The sequence below is a fragment of the Treponema sp. genome, assembly GCF_051883275.1.
Lineage (GTDB): Bacteria > Spirochaetota > Spirochaetia > Treponematales > Treponemataceae > Treponema_D.
The window spans coordinates 119,242-137,507 of sequence record NZ_JBJETK010000013.1; the positions used below are offsets into that span (position 1 = coordinate 119,242).

Annotated in this window: 14 protein-coding genes; 9 read left to right on the forward strand and 5 right to left on the reverse strand. The window is 44.1% G+C overall.

Annotated elements, in window-relative coordinates; all coding sequences use genetic code 11:
- The first annotated feature begins 25 nt into the window (after positions 1–25).
- The 6 genes from ACI4L0_RS01670 to ACI4L0_RS01695 all read left to right on the forward strand — a co-directional run bounded on the left by ACI4L0_RS01670 (position 26) and on the right by ACI4L0_RS01695 (position 8,111).
- Positions 26–2,980, forward strand: a complete 2,955-nt coding sequence (locus ACI4L0_RS01670; protein WP_439798432.1) for a chromosome segregation SMC family protein — start codon at positions 26–28, stop codon at positions 2,978–2,980.
- Positions 2,977–3,348 carry a hypothetical protein gene (locus ACI4L0_RS01675; protein WP_439798433.1) on the forward strand — a complete coding sequence of 124 codons (372 nt, stop codon included), beginning with the start codon at positions 2,977–2,979 and terminating at the stop codon, positions 3,346–3,348. Before ACI4L0_RS01670 ends, ACI4L0_RS01675 begins: the two co-directional genes overlap by 4 nt.
- A complete protein-coding gene (locus ACI4L0_RS01680; RefSeq protein WP_439798434.1) occupies positions 3,345–4,748 on the forward strand; it encodes a hypothetical protein in 1,404 nt (467 codons plus the stop codon). Before ACI4L0_RS01675 ends, ACI4L0_RS01680 begins: the two co-directional genes overlap by 4 nt.
- 26 nt (positions 4,749–4,774) lie before the next feature.
- A complete protein-coding gene (locus ACI4L0_RS01685; protein WP_439798435.1) occupies positions 4,775–5,476 on the forward strand; it encodes an SIMPL domain-containing protein in 702 nt (233 codons plus the stop codon).
- Positions 5,477–5,565: 89 nt separating this feature from the next.
- Positions 5,566–6,903: a serine--tRNA ligase gene (gene serS, locus ACI4L0_RS01690; RefSeq protein ID WP_439798436.1), complete on the forward strand. Its 1,338-nt coding sequence runs from the start codon at positions 5,566–5,568 to the stop codon at positions 6,901–6,903.
- 113 nt (positions 6,904–7,016) lie between these two features.
- Positions 7,017–8,111 carry an AI-2E family transporter gene (locus ACI4L0_RS01695; RefSeq protein ID WP_439798437.1) on the forward strand — a complete coding sequence of 365 codons (1,095 nt, stop codon included), beginning with the start codon at positions 7,017–7,019 and terminating at the stop codon, positions 8,109–8,111.
- 18 nt (positions 8,112–8,129) lie between these two features.
- Here ACI4L0_RS01695 and ACI4L0_RS01700 read toward each other — a convergent pair whose 3' ends face one another.
- Entirely contained in the window at positions 8,130–9,134 is a 1,005-nt protein-coding gene (locus ACI4L0_RS01700) for a hypothetical protein (protein ID WP_439798438.1), read from the reverse strand.
- Positions 9,127–9,825 carry a hypothetical protein gene (locus ACI4L0_RS01705; RefSeq protein ID WP_439798439.1) on the reverse strand — a complete coding sequence of 233 codons (699 nt, stop codon included), beginning with the start codon at positions 9,823–9,825 and terminating at the stop codon, positions 9,127–9,129. Before ACI4L0_RS01705 ends, ACI4L0_RS01700 begins: the two co-directional genes overlap by 8 nt.
- 170 nt (positions 9,826–9,995) lie before the next feature.
- On the opposite strand from ACI4L0_RS01705, the gene ACI4L0_RS01710 reads away from it, so the two are divergent.
- A complete protein-coding gene (locus tag ACI4L0_RS01710) occupies positions 9,996–10,706 on the forward strand; it encodes a Bax inhibitor-1/YccA family protein (RefSeq protein WP_439798440.1) in 711 nt (236 codons plus the stop codon).
- Positions 10,707–10,769: 63 nt separating this feature from the next.
- Here the strand turns inward: ACI4L0_RS01710 and ACI4L0_RS01715 are convergent, their stop codons facing one another.
- The gene (locus ACI4L0_RS01715; protein WP_439798441.1) at positions 10,770–13,232 is read right to left on the reverse strand and encodes a helicase C-terminal domain-containing protein; all 2,463 of its coding nucleotides are present in this window, start codon (positions 13,230–13,232) and stop codon (positions 10,770–10,772) included.
- A gap of 323 nt (positions 13,233–13,555) precedes the next feature.
- Here ACI4L0_RS01715 and ACI4L0_RS01720 point away from each other — a divergent pair, with 323 nt between their 5' ends.
- Together ACI4L0_RS01720 and fumC are read left to right on the forward strand one after the other, a co-directional pair.
- On the forward strand, positions 13,556–14,497 hold the full coding sequence (locus ACI4L0_RS01720; protein ID WP_439798442.1) for an L-lactate dehydrogenase: 942 nt from the start codon (positions 13,556–13,558) through the stop codon (positions 14,495–14,497).
- 1 nt (position 14,498) lies between these two features.
- A complete protein-coding gene (gene fumC, locus ACI4L0_RS01725; RefSeq protein ID WP_078933841.1) occupies positions 14,499–15,884 on the forward strand; it encodes a class II fumarate hydratase in 1,386 nt (461 codons plus the stop codon).
- A 690-nt stretch (positions 15,885–16,574) separates the two neighbouring features.
- On the opposite strand, the gene ACI4L0_RS01730 is transcribed toward fumC, so the two are convergent.
- Together ACI4L0_RS01730 and ACI4L0_RS01735 are read right to left on the reverse strand one after the other, a co-directional pair.
- Entirely contained in the window at positions 16,575–17,000 is a 426-nt protein-coding gene (locus ACI4L0_RS01730) for an RrF2 family transcriptional regulator (RefSeq protein WP_439798443.1), read from the reverse strand.
- A gap of 92 nt (positions 17,001–17,092) precedes the next feature.
- Positions 17,093–18,265: a MalY/PatB family protein gene (locus ACI4L0_RS01735; protein ID WP_439798444.1), complete on the reverse strand. Its 1,173-nt coding sequence runs from the start codon at positions 18,263–18,265 to the stop codon at positions 17,093–17,095.
- Position 18,266: the final 1 nt, after the last annotated feature.

Here is an 18,266-nt window from a genome sequence, read left to right on the forward strand (position 1 = left end):
GACATTTTAAATTGAGGGAATTTCTGTGTTTTTAAAAAGTCTTGAAATTTTCGGCTTTAAGTCATTTGCTGATCGAACTCATATAGATTTTGCTGATGGAATCACGGCTCTGCTTGGTCCCAACGGCTGCGGAAAGAGCAACGTTGTGGATGCAATAAAATGGGTTCTTGCTGAAAACAGGTCAAAGAATCTGCGCGCGGACTCGATGGAGGATGTGATTTTCACCGGAACAGAAACCCGCCCCGCCCTCTCAATGGCTGAGGTTACACTGACAATAGCAAATGAAAACGGGCTTCTTCCCCTTGAAGATTCTGAGATTGCCATAAAGCGCCGCCTGTACCGAAACGGAGAAAACGAGTACTTTATAAATTCCAGCCAGGTCGGAGCTTCCTCAATCCGAAAGCTTTTTATGGACACTGGAGTTGGAAAAGCCGCATATTCCGTTATGGAGCAGGGAAAAATCGACCTGATACTCTCGAGCAAGCCTGAAGACAGGCGTTATCTTTTTGAAGAGGCTGCTGGAATCAGCCGTTCAAAGGCGGAAGTTGCGGATGCCGAAAAGGAGCTTGAAAAAACACGGGCAAATCTTGCGCAGATTGACATAGGACTCGCGGAAACAAAAAGAAACTACGAAACACTAAAAGTCCAGGCTGAAAAAACTGCCAGGTACAGAAAACTTCAGGATGAAAAATTCGAGTGCGAACTTGACATACAGCTTTTAAAACTGAAGGATTTTACGCAGAATAAATCGCGCCATGAACAGAACAGAAAAGAAGCCGAGGAAAAGCGCAATGCCGCCGCGCAGGAAATCGATGAGATTTTAAATACACTTCAGGTGAACACGGACAAGGTAAAGGAGCTTCAGGAGCAGGTAAACTCAAAGCAGCAGCTTGTTATAAAAATCAGCGCGGAGCAGACCGGAAAAAAAGCCATGCTTCGCCAGCTTCATGACCATCAGAGCCAGATAAAGGAAAAAATAGGGCAGATTGAAAACCGCATAAAAAACATAGAAGAGCGCATTGACGAATACAATGAAGAAATAGACAGCCAGAATTCAGAGCTTCATGAAAAGCACAAGCAGCTGTCGGACATAAACAAAAATGTTGAAAGCTTTTCCGAAAGCATCCGGCAGTCATCCGGCCAGATTGAGGAAAACATCAGGCTCATAAATACAAATGCAGGAAAAATCAATAATCTTGACTCCCAGCGTTCAGAATTTCAAAACCGCCTGGCTTCTATAACAGAGGATATTGTAACAGAACTTGACGCCAAGCTTAAAGATGTTGGATATTCAAGCAGCTCAAACAAGAAGGCAAGGGAAAATCTTGACACCTCGCTTGAAAAAATAAAAATTTACACAAACGGCCGCGCAAATATTTTCAAGGATTTTTCTTCCCTTCCCTCTCATTCTGAAAAGGATTCCGCGCAGATGGGACAGGATGCGGTTGCGGCATTTACAGAAATTCTCCGCATGTTGGAGGAAGTTTCGGCTTGTGTATGCGAATATGCAAAGACAACGCCTCAGTTTATTGACGAATTTCTTTCGCCCGAGGGAATCATCACCAAAAAGCGTGAAATCGATTCTTCCATACAGGAAAATCTTGCCGCAATCGAAGTGATAAAGCAAGAAACTTCGGAGCTGAGCGCAAAGAATGTTTCGCTCACCAAAAAGATAGACGAATATAAGGAAACGCTTTCCAAGCTTAGAATAAACCAGGCGCAAATGGCGCAGCAGATAACTTCATGCGAGCAGCAGATTTCAACGCTCAGAAAAACGCTGGCTTCGGAGGAAAATCTCCTGAGGGAACAGCAGAATGAGCTTTTTGAGGAAACCAAGCGGCGCGAGGAAAATGAAGAGCAGCTTCAGGAAACTGACGAGGCGATTGCAGAACTTGAAGCTCAGGGGCAGAAAATCACAGCCGAGCTGAATGAGCTTGACAGGCAGATTGCAGACTGCAACAGCCAGGTAAGCGGAAAACAGAGCGCGCTCCAGAAAAAGCAGGAGGAGCGGAACAAGTACCAGGCGCAGCTTGAAAAATTCAGTGTGGGAATTGCCCAGTACGATACTGAAATCAGAAATGTAAAGCAGAATTTCCAGGAAAATTTTTCGCGCGACCTCATGGAATTTGAAGAGAGAATGTACACTATAACCACTTCTGTTCCGGCACTCCGGGAAAAACTTTCCCAGGTCAAGCAGAAAATTCAGGAAGTGGGAACTCCAAACCTGATGGCGATTGAGCAGTTCGCAGAAGAAAAGGAGCGCTATGAGCGGCAGCAGGCAAGCTACAATGACACTCTGAAAACCCTGGAAAATCTTGTGCGTGTAAGCGAGGAAATCAGGACAAAGTCTTCTGAGATGTTCCTTGACACTTATAACAAGATACGCAAAAATTTCCACAATATGTTCCGCAGGCTCATGAACGGAGGAAGAGCCGAGCTCAGGCTTGTTGACCCTGCGAATGTGCTTTCAAGCGGTGTAGAAATTCTTGCCCAGCCGCCGGGAAAAAAGCTTGTTAATATTTCGCTGCTTTCAGGCGGTGAAAAAACAATGACAGCCGTTGCGCTTCTGTTTGCGACATATCAGGTACGCCCAAGCCCGTTCTGTCTTCTGGACGAAATTGACGCTGCGCTTGATGATAAAAATGTTGCGAGCTTTGTAAGCACCCTGCGCGCCTTTGGAAATGTGAGCCAGTATATTGTCATTACGCACAACCGCAAAACAGTAATGGGCGCTTCGACAATGCTTGGTGTTACAATGGAAGAATCCGGAATTACAAAAGTGCTTCAGGTTCGCCTTGACGAGGACACCATGAATGGAAAAATCACGTTCAATGATCAGTCTGATTTTGTGGAGGAAGATGTTCAGCCGGAAGAAGGCATTGTGATTCCTCCTCGCCCTCCCCGCAGAGAGCATAATCCAGACGGAACACTGAAACAGGATTCGCAGCCTGAAGCCAAGGAAGACGGAAGCCAGCAATGAATTCTCTTCAGGAGATAAAGGAAAATATACACAGTTTTCTCTGTGAGAACACAAAAATCACAGTTGGAATTTCAGTTCTTCTGCTGATTCTTACAGCTGCCGCAGTCTTTTCGGGATTTTTTCAGGAGCGCGGAAAGCCAAAGGAATTTGTTTTTCCTGACGAAATTCCATTTTCAGCAGTGGAGGAATTTTTTCCGCCGGAAAAAGATGCGCTCACAGAGGAATATTATTTTTCAAGGGAGCAAGGCGCATCATGGGACACAGATGAATTCAGCCGGTGGTTCACAGTTCCATCAAAGGAAAATGTTGAAGCCCTTGGAAAAGCAAATGAGAAAACAGCCTCTGAAATTTTAGGAGCAGCCCCATGACAGTAATTTTAGCAGCATTGTTTTTTTCACTTTCATTTTTTTCATGTGCCACAGCTTCAGTCACTGCCCACGCGCCAGCTGTCCAGGAGCAGCCGCAGCCTGACGAAGAAATTGCCCGGGAAGAAGAGGAAAATTCCCTGGAGCAGGATTCTTCAGAAGAACTGACATTGCCTGAGGAAAACAGCAGCGAGCCTGTGCTTGAGCCGATTGAAGATATTGAAGGCTATTACGAAAGCGAGCCGATCCCGGTTTTTGTTGAAGCGCCGCAGATTATTGAGCCGATTGAGGACACCGGGGAAATTCCGATTGAACCGGCGGCTGAGCAAATTCCGCCTGCTCCCCTGCCGTCAGAAACTGAAACAGAAAAATCTCTCCCAGAGCCGAATTCAGAAACGGAAAAATCTGAGATAATTGAAGAGGCAAAAAACACAGAGGTGCCACAGGCAGTTCCGGAAGAAATTGCTTCAGAGCAGAGCATTTCTGTTTCCGCGGAGCCTGAGAAAAAAGCAGAGCCTCTTCCGCCGCCTGAAAAAGAAATCGCTCCCGCTCCAGAAATTCAGATTTCCGCCCCAGAAGAAAAAATTATTCCGCCGCAGAAAGAAGAAGCAGATGAAAAACCTCTGGAAGCGCCCGAGCAGCCGGAAAAGCCTCCTGTTGTTCCATCGCGCTCTGTGAGCATAAAAAATAGCCAGTACCTTGACATTGTGTATCCCGGAAAAGGCTGGATTTATCTTGGCGAGGAAGACGGAAAAAATCTGATGCGCTATTTCGGAAGAAAAATCGGCGAGAAAAACACTTCATTCAGTTTGCGCTCACGCAGCGAAGGAACGACTGTGCTTCATTTTTACAAGAATGACGCGCTTACAGGCTCTCCGATTGACGACTATCTGGAAGTTGAAATAAAGGGCACCGGATTTTCAAATGACAGGGTTACAGCACCGGATTATGCTGAAGCGGTTCCGCCGCATGTGAAGTCTTCCGCACAGGAAATTTTGCCGGCAGTGGCAGCCGCAAAGGAAATCACAAAGGCTCCTGAAACGCGCGAAAAAGAAATTCCTTCCACTGAAGAGCCTGAAATTCCTGACGTGCAGAATGAAAAAGAAGTGGAAAATATTTCTTCAGAGGAAATGCTAAAGAAAGCCCGGCAGTGTTTTTCAGAAGGAAAATACAAAGAGGCTTTGCATTATGCTGATGCCTATATGCAAGAAGCCGGCACTGGAATTGATGAGGCGCTTTTTTTGAAGGCGCAGATTTTTGAGTCCGCTTCAGCAGAGAGAAATATAAAAAGCGCGCTTGACAGCTACGAATCGATTGTCCGCCGCTATCCGCAGAGCCGGCACTGGAAAAAAGCAAGCGAGCGTGCAACATATCTGAAAAAGTTTTATTTTAATATAAGATAATATTTATTAAATTATGGAGAACGAAAATGAAAAAATTACTTGCAGCCGTGCCGTTGATTTTTATCGCATTCACTTCATGCGGTATAAAGCCTGAAAAATGCGCTTCCAGAACAATCACTGTGGCGGGAACAGGAACAGTCGACATTGAAAATCAAAAGGCTGTTATTTCACTTTCTGTCATAACGCGGAGTGCAAATATTCTTTCTGCAACAGAAGAGAATGCAAAAAAAACAGAGGCTGTGCAGAAAGCGGTTGAAGAGCTTGGAATCGGAAAGGAAAATATTACAACTTCGTCTTTCCATATACAGCAGGAAAGTTCCTACTCAAACGGAAGGACAATTCTTGGACAGTATGTTGTTTCAAACAGCCTGAATATCCTTATTCCTTCAATAGAAAAAACAGGCCCTGTTATTGACGGAGCCGTGAGAGCCGGTGCAAATCAGTTCAGGTCGCTGACATTTTCCGCCGGAGAAACAACAGATGCGGAAAAGCAGGCAAGAATTCTTGCGCTGAGGAACGCAGAGCAAAAGGCCGTTACTCTGGCAAGCACAAGCGGATGCTCTGTTGCAAAAATTCTTTCAATAAAGGAAAGCCCGGCTTTTTTGTCAGAAGCTTCGTCTAATCTGATGTATTCTGATATTCAGACTGCCAAGGGATATTCAACTCCTGTTTCAGGCGGAAAAACTTCTGTTTCAGTCAATGTTGAAGTGGTTTACGAAATTCAGTAAACTAAGGAAGTTCTTACAGCGCTTTTCATGCAACTTTGGAATTTTTAAGTTGCGCTTTATTTGCATTTTTTTATATATAGAGGCATAAAATGTTGGACTACAGATTTATAAAGGAAAATCTTGAGGCGGTAAAGAAAAATATCATAGACCGCAACATGGATCCTGCGAAGGCGGATGCTGACCTTGTGGTGAAGCTTTTTGACGAGCGCACTTCTCTTACAACGGAGCTTCAGGCTCTGCAGCAGAGGAGAAATGCAAATGCGGCCGCCATGAAACAAAAACTCGATCCGCAGACCCGCGCAAAATACATCGAGGAAGGAAAATCGATAAAGGATGCCGCCGCCGCAATGGAGGAGAAGCTCGCTGATGTTGAATCCCGCCTTGAGGAGGCAGGAAGACAGATTCCGAACATGGCTCATCCTGAAGTTCCGGTTGGAAAGCTTGATACAGAAAATCTTGAAGTAAAAAAAGTTGGAACGCCGCGCAAATTCGGATTCAAGCCGAAAAGCCATGTTGAGCTTGGTGAGTCGCTTGACCTTATTGACTTTGAGCGTGGAACCAAGGTTTCCGGCGCAAAATTCTACTATCTTAAGAATGAAGCTGTATTCCTTGAGCAGGCTCTTATCATGTACGCTCTTTCCATTCTGCGCAAGCATGGATTTACAACATTTATCACACCGGATATTGCGCGCGAGGAAGTTTTAAAGGGAATCGGCTTCAACCCCCGTGGAAACGAGAGCAATGTTTATGCTATTGAAGATGAAGGAACCTGCCTTGTTGCCACAGCGGAAATAACACTCGGAGGATATCATTCCGGAGAAATACTGGACAAGTCGAAGCTTCCGCTTATGTATTGCGGACTCTCGCATTGTTTCAGGCGCGAAGCAGGAGCAGCCGGGCAGTTCAGCAAGGGGCTTTACAGAGTTCATCAGTTTGACAAGGTTGAAATGTTTGTTTACTGTCTTCCAGAGCAGAGCAACGAGATTCACGAAAAGCTTCGTCTGATTGAAGAAGAAATTTTTGAAGGGCTTGGACTTCCGTTCCGTGTTGTTGATACCTGCACAGGAGACCTTGGAGCACCTGCCTACAGAAAATGGGATCTTGAAGCATGGATGCCGGGACGCGCTGATGAAAGCCATCCAGACGGAGACTACGGCGAAGTGACTTCAACTTCAAACTGCACAGATTACCAGGCCAGAAGACTGAATGTAAAATACCATGACGATGATGGAAAAAACAAGTACGTGCACATGCTGAATGGAACTGCTGTTGCGGTCGGAAGAGCTATGCTTGCGCTTCTTGAAAACTACCAGAATGAAGACGGCTCTGTGTCAATACCTGAAGTTCTTGTCCCCTACTGCGGCTTTGATAAAATCGGGCCAAAAAAGGATGTTTCATCCCCTGTTTACAAGACAATAAAAAAATAGACTTTCTGTCCGGCGGTTTCTGCAAAGCGCGGAATATCGCCGGATAGATTTTCAAAGTTATTCTGGAAATTTCAGTTTTTCGAAATTTCGGTGCAAAAAAGGAAAGAAAATTTATGGAAGAAAAAAATTATTCAAAGGGTATTTTTTATATTTTGCTTTTTGCCTCCATAATTTTGTCGACGGTTATTCTAAAAATCACTTCATCATTTTTCATTCCACTTACGATTGCGCTGCTGCTTTCCTTTGTTTTTTATCCCTTTGTAAAGAATCTCACAAAATTCCACATACCATGGTCTGTGGGAATAATCATAATTGTAATTCTTGCCGCCGCGATTTTTTTCGCGATAGGAAATCTTATTGTCACAAGCTGTAGAACTATCTTGAATGCATATCCAAAGTACGAGGCGAGATTTTCCACTGTTTACAGCATGATTGCGGAGGCGTTTCATATTCCGTTTGATGAAAATTCTTCTCTGATTGTAAATCTGTGGAACTCCCTGGGCGTGCGGACTTTTTTACAGAATCTGGCTTTTACAGCGAGCAACTACATGCTCTATACACTGAAGGTCATTTTTGTAATAGCGCTGTTCATTGTGTTTTTCCTTATTGAAATCCGCGGAATGAAGGAAAAAGTAAAGACCGCATTCCCGGAGGAGCATCTAAGCAGGAAAATAATGTTCATGATAACAAAAACAATCGCAGAAGTTACGCGCTATATTTCCATAAAATTCCTTGTTTCCTTTTTCACGGGGCTTCTGGTGTTTATTTTCTGCTTTGCTATAGGGCTTGACTTTGCAATCATCTGGGGCTTCCTCGCATTCCTTTTGAATTTTATACCGACATTCGGCTCTATTCTTTCGTGGGCGCTCACAACTGGATTTGCGGTTCTTCAGTTTTATCCTTCGCTTGGAAAAATTCTTTATGTGGGAATTGCGGTTCTTGCAGTTAATTTTATTCTTGGAAACATAATAGAGCCGCGTTGGGAAGGTTCAGACCTTGGAATTTCGCCGTTTATTATTCTGGTGACCCTTTCGCTTTGGGGCTGGCTGTGGGGCTTTATAGGAATGATTCTTGCAGTTCCGATTCTTGTGATTTTAAAGATAATCTGCGAAAACATAGGATTTCTTAATTCCATTGGAATTCTTTTGGGCAACAAGACGAAATTCAAAAACAAGAAAAATCCATTCGGCTTTTTAAAGGGAAAATGACACTAAGAACCAACGTGCCTATGCTTGCGGGGTTGTTGATTCAACCTCCTCTTCAAGTAGTTTTCCTGTAATCCTTTCGTACAAAAAGCGCACATCCTCTTCCTTTAAATTTTCGTAGCGGAGCGAAACGCATTTTCTTCCGCTGCGGATTTCAGGCTCATAGATATTTTCAATGGAACATTTCGTCTGGATAGTTCTTTTTAAAAGCTTGTTTCCCGCAAGAGAAAAATAAAGCGAAAGGTTGTATGTCTGCTCCGGGTCAAGCATTTCGGAGCCTTCTTCGCCTGCAAGAACAATTCTCTTGTCATCTGCAAAAATTATATAGAACGGCTTTACCCTGCCCTCCACCGGCTCCTGCACAGAATCCGGCTTGTCGGTAAGATAGCGCACAATGCTCAGAAGCTGCACTCCGTTTCCGATAGAGCCTGTCCGGCCTTCTTTTACTTCCTGCACGAATTTTTCAAGAAGCATTTTTGCCTCGCGCTGGCAGTCTTCAGGAAGATCAGACCACTTTGGCGCGGAAAAAATTCTGTAGCCGTTTTCAGGAAGGCAGTCAAAAGAAACAACGCAGTTTGCCGCTTTGTATGAAATTTTTCCGCTGAAATCATAATCGGTCTTTGATGCTATCTCAGGAATTCGCCTTATGCATTGGGGAATCACAATAGCAAGCCCCTGTGAACATTCCTTCATCTCTGTGATAAAATAAAGCCCCAGATGGTTAAAATAAAACTGAACTTTCACGCGCTTTCCAAGAAACGGCAGAACAGTCCTCGCTGGATTTTTCAGAAGTATCACGCCCTGATTCAAAACCTTTATCTGCTCCGAGGGAATCGCAACGGGAAAAACCGCGCTTGCAGGAACCCGCTTTTCTTTTTCAGGCTCGGGAATTTTTTCTCCGACCATCTCCACATCGGACTTTTCGGGCTTCTGCTCCAGAGTGACTGTCAGAGGAACATTGTCATCAATAAGATACTGTAGCACAAGCTCCCTTTCTATTTTTGTAAGCTCCTTGTTTTCAGTCATCTTCTCCTCCAAAACTGCTGTCTTCTTTTTTATTCCAGCTGAAAATCTGTAGCTGAAAAACAGTCCATTTCTGGCTCTGTTTATTCATGCAGGCATACACATCTATGCTGTCAAAGCCGCCGGTGTTCTTTCCAAGAAAAATGCGAACCGGGCACTGATAGATTCCGTCTGAAAAAAAAGGCTTTCCTGCGATATGATTCAAAGCTGAAGCCTGAATCACTGATAAATCGTGCAGGAAAATTCCCAGGGAATAAAGACTTTCCTTTTCAAAAAAAATCTCAAAATCTCCCCCGGACTCAAAGGCTGAAAAAAATGAATTCAAAGTTTCCAGCGCGCTCCTGTCCATTTCAGAAACATCAAGGCTGAATGAATTTTTCAGGCTCGGAAAAACAGGCACATCAGAAAGGCATGCAAGTGCCGCCGAAGCAGGAGAAAATTCCGCTGGCTCAGAATTTGATTTTTTCTCCGTGGAATCCGAGGAACTTTCTTCCGCCGCGCCTGACCACAAGGCTTCGCTTTCAAATTCCTGTGCAGCTCTTTTTAGTGTTTCAGCATTTTCCGTGTGCTCATCTACCGAAACTGCGCACGAGGCTAGAAAAACGCTGTAAAACAGAATAAAGCACCAGGGGATTTTTTTTAGCTTCCCCTGAAACAGGCAAAAAAAATATCCGGCTGAAAAGAAACTTCTCATAGCTTTTTATTATAATAAGGAATTTTATAAAAGAAAAGGGTTTTGCGGTGTCTTTCCCACGGCCTGAAATATGTTTGCAGTTTTATATTTTTTATAGTATATTCTATGAAAATGCTGAATTTGTCCAAGAGCAGCCAGCATTTTAGCGATTTTTTTTGGAGGATTATTTTATGGAAAGCCAGAATGTTATTTTTGCTCCCACAGCGACAGATGCAAAAAAATTCCTGACAAGAACTTATCTGTGGATGGGACTTGCTCTTCTTGTGAGCGCGGCTGTTGCATTTTTTGGAGCATCCAGCGGTCTGATTCTTTCTTTTCTTGTAAAAACAAGCGGAATGGGAATTTTTATCCTGTGCATAGCAGAGCTTGTCCTTGTGTTCGGGCTTACATCTTCAATACGGAAAATTTCTGTAGGAACCGCAAGCATTATGTTTGTTGTTTATTCCGCCCTGAACGGACTGACTTTTTCTACAATTTTCTTTGTATATGAATTGAATTCTATTGCAATCTGCTTTGTTTCATCTTCACTGCTGTTTTTTGCAATGGCTCTGTATGGCGCGCGCACAAAATCTGATCTTACAAGCGCAGGCCGCTATCTTACAATGGCTCTGATGGGAATACTGATTGCTTCTCTTGTAAACGGGCTGCTGTATCTTTTCGGAGCCGGAAGCTCAATGCTTGACTGGCTTATTTCTATCGTTGCTGTTGTGGTGTTTACAGGTCTTACAGCTTATGATTCGCAGAAAATAATGGCCGCAGCCAGAAAAGCAGACAGTTCAGATGCTTACAAAAAAATTGCTGTCATAGGTGCGCTTGAGCTTTACCTTGACTTTATAAATATTTTCCTTTATCTTCTTAAGCTCTTCGGAAAGCGCAAGTAATCTGAAAATTCGATTTATTCACTTCTGCATGGAAAATGCATTTGTAAACTGGCCCGGGAACTTTCAGTTTTCCGGGTTTTCTTCAACTGCTTTTTCCACAGCGCACAGAATGTTGTCCAATGATGAGTAGAGCCGTTTTGTCATCGGCACGCTCCGTGTGAAAATTTGGCCGTATTTTTTTTCCACAATGCGGCGGTCAAGGACAACAACAGCTCCCCTGTCATCAGCCCTTCTTACAAGCCGCCCAAATCCCTGCCTGAATTTTATAACTGCCTGGGGAAGACTGAGCTGCATAAATGGATTTCCTCCTTTCTTTTCAAGCGATTCGCTTCTTGCTGAAAAAACAGGGTCGTTTGGCACTGCGAACGGAAGCTTTACGATTATGACTTGGCTCAGACTTTTTCCGGGAACATCAACGCCTTCCCAGAAACTGTCGGTTGCGAACAGAACGCTGCCAGTGTCTTTCTTGAATTTGTCAAGAAGCTTGAACCTGTCTTCTTCATTCTGGACAAATGCAGTTATTCCATTTTCAGCCAGAATATGGCGGCAGGCATTGAAAGTGAATTTCAGGCTGTCATAGGATGTAAAAAGAACAAGCGTTCTTCCGTGTGAAGCAAGAATAAGTTTTGAAACAGCATTTTCAACATAGCCTTGAAAATAAGGGGAAGCCGGAAACGGAGCGTCATTTGGCACTGCAAACAAAACAGAATCGCCGTATGGAAACGGAGAGTCAAAAGCGCCCTGTAGTACACGCTCAGGCTCTAAAAATAAAATTCCAACACGGCGCGTCCAGAAATTGAAGTTGCTGTCAATACGCAAAGTTGCGCTTGTGCAGACAACAGTCTTCATCGGCTCAAAAACTCCAGATGACATGAGCGGCGCAATATCCAGCGGTGTCTGGATGAACTGAATGAACACTGTAAAGTCCTCTCCCGGAATTTTCGGGGGAAGCCTGACTTTTTGAAGCCAGAAAACGGTATCCTGCATTCTATCCCAGCGCTCAAAATTTTCACACAGCACGGCCATGGATTCAAGGCGGTGAAGAACGGCTTTTGTTTCCCAGACGGCAGGAAAATCGCTGTCCTTTTCATCTATCTTTTCAAGGATTTCCCTCACAAAATTATTGAATGACAAAAGAGAAATCCTGAGCTGTGACAGCGCATTAAAAGTTCTGCTGAACGCCTCTGAAGTCGAATCGCAGATCCGCGCAGCTGAATCCTCGGAAAGCTCAAGCAATGCCGCCTGGTCAAGAGCAGTAAGCGATTCCTTTATTGCGTCAACAAGCGCAGGCGCGCGCTCCATGCAGTCATCGGCCGAAGAAACCGTAGCAGCCTGAACAAGGAATCCCGCCGCGGAACCTCTGAAAACCCTGAACAAAAGACCAACCTGCTTTAGAACCTTGAAGCGTGTTATTATCTCGCTGAAAAAACTTGTCGCGCTGTCTTCTATGCCGTGGGCTTCGTCAAAGACAATGCGCTTGTAGGGAGGAAGCACGGCGCTGTTGTTGTACCCCGCACCATCCATGCGGCTTTCTATGTCCGCGAACAGAAGATGATGGTTCACAACAATGATATTCGCATCCGCCGCCTCAGCCCTGGTTTTCATAACAAAACATTCTTCCCTGAACGGACATCTTCCGCCCATGCAGGCATCGCTTTCGCTGTTTACTTTTATCCACAGAGATTCAGGCGGAACGAACGTAAGATCGCTTTTGCTTCCTGTGGAGCTTTTTTTTGACCATGCGCTTATTTTGTCAAGAGCTTCTATTTCCTCGTCGAAAAGGCTTCGGTCATTTTCGATTTCAGAAAGACGCCGCCGGCAGATATAGTTCTGCCGACCTTTCAGAAGTACAGCCTTTATTTTTTTTCCTATTAATTTCTGCGCAAACGGAATGTCCTTTTCAAAAAGCTGATGCTGAAGGCTTATTGTTCCTGTTGAAACAACAACACATTCCTTGTTTTTTACAGACCACAGCATGGCAGGAATAAGGTAGGAAAAACTCTTTCCAACTCCTGTTCCAGCTTCAAAAACTCCGATTTTATCTTCGTTGAACGAGCGGGCAATTTCCCTGGAAAGAGAAATTTGAGATGGACGCTCCTCGTAATTTTCGGAAGATTTGGCGAACGGCCCTTCGCCTGAAAGGTAGAAAACAGTTTCGTCAAGGTCAAGAGGCTCATTCTGGCGCGGACGAACCGGCTCAAGCACAACGTAGACGCGCGAAACTTCATTGTCAACGATATAAAATCCACAGGCAGCATCAGAAGCGTCCATTGCGATTTTCTGGTCAGCGTCGCTCGGAGAAAGAATTCCGCTCGGATGATTATGAATCAGCACAGAAGCCCCGTCCGCCGCATCGGAATTCAGCACAACGGAATCCCTGTTTCCCCGGGAGCCTACTTCCACGCAGGATACAAGCCCCTTGCTGTCGAGTTTTCCTGCCCAGAAAACTTCGTTCCCTTCAGCTTCCTGTATGTCCTGGCGCATTTTTTCAGCTGCCTGCCGGGTAAACCTTTCTAAAATGTCCATAATAATGTCCGTATTTTAGTTTGAATGGAAGAAATGCGCAATACCAGTTTTTTTCCGGTAATCCATGTGAAAAATATCACAATATTTTTTTCTAACTGTTACAAATTTCACAATAAAAATGAAAATTTGATAAAATCCGCTTTTTAAATTCATTTTCGTTTTTATCTCTATTAACAGGTGCTTTTTTTTTTATTATAATAAATACTGAATGTCGTTGTCACAGAAAGTTTTTTTCAAGCTATGCGGCGGCTCTTTAGAAGGAAGTTCCGGGAAAATAAAATTTTCCGGGATAACTCCAAAATAATTGCACACAGGAGATATTTATGGCAAACAAAATCACCATTATCGGCGCAGGCCAGGTTGGCTCTTCTATTGCTTATGCTCTTTGTCTTAAAAGCATTGCAACCGAAATCGTCATGATTGATATTGACGCAAACCGCGCTATGGGAGAGGCGCTGGACATACGGCAGGGAACTCCGTATATGAGCCCGGTAAATATTCATGACGGAACATACGAGGATGCACGGAATTCAGATCTCGTTATTTTGACTTCTGGTGTTGCGCGCAAGCCTGGACAGTCACGCCTTGATTTGGCGCAGACAAATGTGAACATCACAAAGTCAATTATTCCGCAGATTACAAAAGTTGCTCCTGATGCAATTTATGTTATTGTCGCAAACCCAGTTGACATTTTGACATACCAGTTTGTAAAAACCTCAGGAATTCCTGCTGACCACATCATCGGAACAGGAACTCTTCTTGACACTGCCCGCCTCCGCACAAAAATTGCCGATGTGTATGGAATCGGACAGCCGAATCTTCATGCCTATGTTTTCGGAGAGCACGGAGATTCTTCGTTTGTTCCATGGTCGCTTGTAAACGTTGCTTCAGTGCCTGTTGATTCATATTACGACAGCCTGAACGGAAAAGGAAAGGCAAAGCCTGATCATGCTGAAATCGAGGATTTTGTTCGCAAGTCAGGCGGAATCATAATTGCCGCAAAGAAATGCACAAACTACGGAATCGGCGCGACAACAGCCCGTCTCTGCGAAATCATCAAGAATTCAAATGATTCAGTTACCATCGCATCATCAATGCTTACAGGTGAATACGGAATCAGCGACGTGTGCATGAGCATCCTTACAGTTGTGGGCGGCAATGGAATCAGCGGCCGTCTTGTTGCTCCTCTTACAGACAGTGAAATTGCGCAGCTCAAACATTCCGCTGACTGCCTCAAAGATGTAATCAAGCAGCTGGAGTTCTAAAATGGAATACAGAATCGAGCACGACTCTATGGGCGAAATGAAAGTTCCGGCAGACAAATACTGGGCTGCTCAGACGGAACGAAGCCACGAAAATTTTAAAATCGGCGTAGGAATAGAAACAATGCCGCGCGAAATTACGCGTGCATTCGGCTATCTTAAAAAGGCTGCCGCGCGCGCAAACAATGCGCTTAAGCCGGAAAAAATGACTTCTGAAAAACTGTCTGCAATCGAACAGGCGTGTGACGAAGTAATTTCAGGAAGCCTGAACGAGCATTTTCCGCTCGTAGTATGGCAGACAGGAAGCGGCACGCAGTCAAATATGAACACAAACGAAGTCATCGCAAACCGCGGAAACGAAATCGCGGGAAAGAAAATCCTTCACCCTAACGATGACATCAATATGAGCCAGTCAAGCAACGATACCTTCCCTACTGCGCTCCACATTTCTGCCGTATGCGAGCTGGAGGACAAGCTTCTTCCTGCAATCGACAAATTGACAGAAACTTTCAAGCGCCTTGAAAAAGAAAACGAAGGCATCGTAAAGTCAGGACGCACTCACCTTCAGGATGCAGTTCCGATTGCGTTTGACCAGGAAATCAGCGGATGGCGCACAAGCATTGAGCGTGACCGCGAGATGATTGTTTCTTCCCTGCCGTACCTTAAACAGCTTGCCCTCGGCGGAACTGCCGTAGGAACAGGACTGAACGCGCCGAAAGGCTTTGACGTAAAAGTTGCAGAAGAAGTTTCAAAACTTACGGGAAAAGACTTTGTTACTGCGCCGAACAAATTTCACGCGCTTACAAGCAAGGACGAGCTTGTTTTTGCACACGGAGCAGTAAAGGCTCTTGCGTGCGATATGATGAAGATTGCAAACGACGTACGCTGGCTTGCATCAGGTCCGCGCGACGGTCTTGGAGAAATTCATATTCCTGAAAACGAACCGGGAAGTTCCATAATGCCTGGCAAAGTAAATCCGACTCAGTGCGAGGCAGTTACAATGGTTGCCGTACAGGTAATGGGTAACGATTCTGCAATTGGTTTTGCCGCAAGCCAGGGTAACTTTGAACTTAACGTATTTATGCCGGTAATCGCATATAACTTCATTCAGTCAGTCCGCCTGCTTGCAGAAGCAATGGTTTCTTTCAACGATAACTGCGCTGTAGGAATTACTGCAAACAAGGAAAAAATGCACCACAACCTGTACAACTCACTGATGCTTGTAACAGCCCTTAATCCGTATATCGGCTACGAAAATGCGGCAAAGACTGCGCACAAGGCATTTGATGAAAACATTTCGCTTAAAGATGCGTGCGTAGGACTCGGCTTCCTTACGGCAGAAAAATTCGATGAAGTATTCAAGCCGGAAAGTATGGCTTATCCGAAATAAAATTCGGAGCAGTCATAAATCAACAGCGGCCTCAGCCTGAATGTGCTGCGGCTGCTTTAGTTTTTGGCTTAGATTAAAACTGAATTTTTTTTAAGATTTTTTTCAGCTGCTCTAAAAGCTTTTTGTTTTTAGGGCAGTTTTTTTTATCAGTTAGCGGAAACTTTATCTGCTTAAACTCAGCATCACAAATAAGTTCATCTGCTGCTTTTTCAAGAGCATACTGATTATTCAAAACAAAATTCGGATACTCAAAAACGAAGTTGCTAAGTTTTTATAATGTGGATTTGTCTGAAAGAATAAAAGTCAGTGATACAATTTTGTACGAAGAAACTTTCGGAAAAATTCCGCAGGCAGCCTAGCGTAAAAGGAGCTTTCGGAAAAATTCCGCAGGCAGCCTAGCGTAAAAGGAGCTTTCGGAAAAATTCCGCAGGCAGCCTAGCGTAAAAGGAGTGTTCGGAAAAATTCCGCGGACAGCCTTGGAGCAAAAGAGGCTTTCGGAAAAATTCCGAGGGGCGAAAATGTGCTGTTATAGATTGTTCCGTAGAGAACTTTTCTTGTAATTCATTGAACGCCATCGCACATAAAACATAGTGCGTTTCTGAAATGTCAAATAAATTGAGGGGATAATTCCATTAATATTTACAAAACGAATCAGGCCGCCGGAACACTTTATAACAGCACATAAATTCCTTAAATGCAGTAAATATAGTTGTCGTTTTTTTTGCTTGTCTGGGAAATTTTTTCCAGGGAAACGGAATCCACATAGTCATTTATAAGCTTGTTGAAATCAGCCCAGAATTCCTCTGTGCCTGGAGATTTTACAGACGGAAGCGCGGGCATTGTTCTTGGCACAAGATCGCCTTCCATAGCGCGCAGAATTTCGCCGACGGTGTAGTCTTGTTTTTTCTTTACAAGCCTATAGCCTCCGTTCTGGCCGCGAAGCCCTTCAATCAGGCCGGATTTGCTCAGGCTGATTAAAATCTGCTCCAGGTATTTTTCAGAAAGATTAAGCTTGTGGCTTAGTTTTTTTAGCGGCGTATAAGATTCAGTATTTTGCTCTGCAAGCGCTTCCATTGTTGCCAACGCATACTGACCTTTTGTGCTGATTTTCAACATGGTTTTCTGCTCCTGTTTCGTGCAGTGGATTTCACCTGACTGCGCTTCTTATGGAAACAACACACCACTGTGCCAGAGTTGAAGTGTGCTGTTCATTTTGAAAATTCTATGCAGATCCTGCGCAATGCTTCTTTTAAAATTTCCCTCGGAGTTGCACAGTTTATTCTCTGAAAGCATTTTCCTTCTGCTCCGAACATTGAGCCTGCATCAAGCCAGACTTTTGCGCTGTTCAGAATGCGCTCATTGATTTCCGAATCCTCAAGGCCAAAACCGGAAAAGTCAAGCCACAAAAGATAAGTTCCCTCAGGAACAAGCACCTTGATTTTGTTGCAGTTTTCTTCGATGTAATTTTTTGCAAAGATAAAATTTTCCCAGATATATTTTTTTACAGCCTCAAACCATTCCGCGCCGTCAGAATAAGCGGCTGTCGCTGCGACAATTCCCATGATTGAAGGCTCGTCGTAGCCGGTTTTATCGACTTCACGCATAAAGAGAATACGAAGATTTTCGTTTGGAATTATAATATTTGAAAACTGCAATCCTGCAAGATTGAATGTCTTGCTCGGCGAAGTGCAGATAACAGAATTCTGCTCAGCTTCCTTGGACAGGCTTGCAAAAACAGTGTGCCTGTTATTTTCAAATGTAAGGTCGGAATGAATTTCATCGCTCACAACAATAACGCCGTGCTTTAAACATATTTCTGAAATTTTCTGAAGCTCCTCTTTTTTCCAGACACGGCCGCCGGGATTATGCGGAGAACACATTAAAAATAATTTTACATTTTCAAGAATAATTTTCCGCTCAAAATCTGCAAAGTCAATTTCGTAGTGATTGTTTTTTAAAACAAGCGGACTGTTTACAACTTTTCTTCCGAGAGATTTTATTTCATTGAAAAACGGATAGTAAACCGGCTTTTGAATCAGAACGCCCTCGCCTTCTTTTGTGTATGCCTTTATCGCAGTTGCCAGGGCAAAGCAGACTCCCGGTGTATTTACAACCCATTCATTTTGAATTGAAAAATTGTGCCGCTCTTTAAACCATTTTTTCAAGGCATCATAATAGCGAAAGTCCGGGCGGCTGTATCCAAAAATTCCATGGGCAACTTTTTCTTCAAGCGCCTTTTGAATGCAGGGCGCCACAGGAAAATCCATGTCGGCAACCCACAGGCTGACTGCATCCCTGGGCTTGCGGCGTTTTTCCGCCAGATCATATTTTATTGCACAGGTATTTTTTCTGTCGGTGATTTTGTCAAAATTAAAATTCATT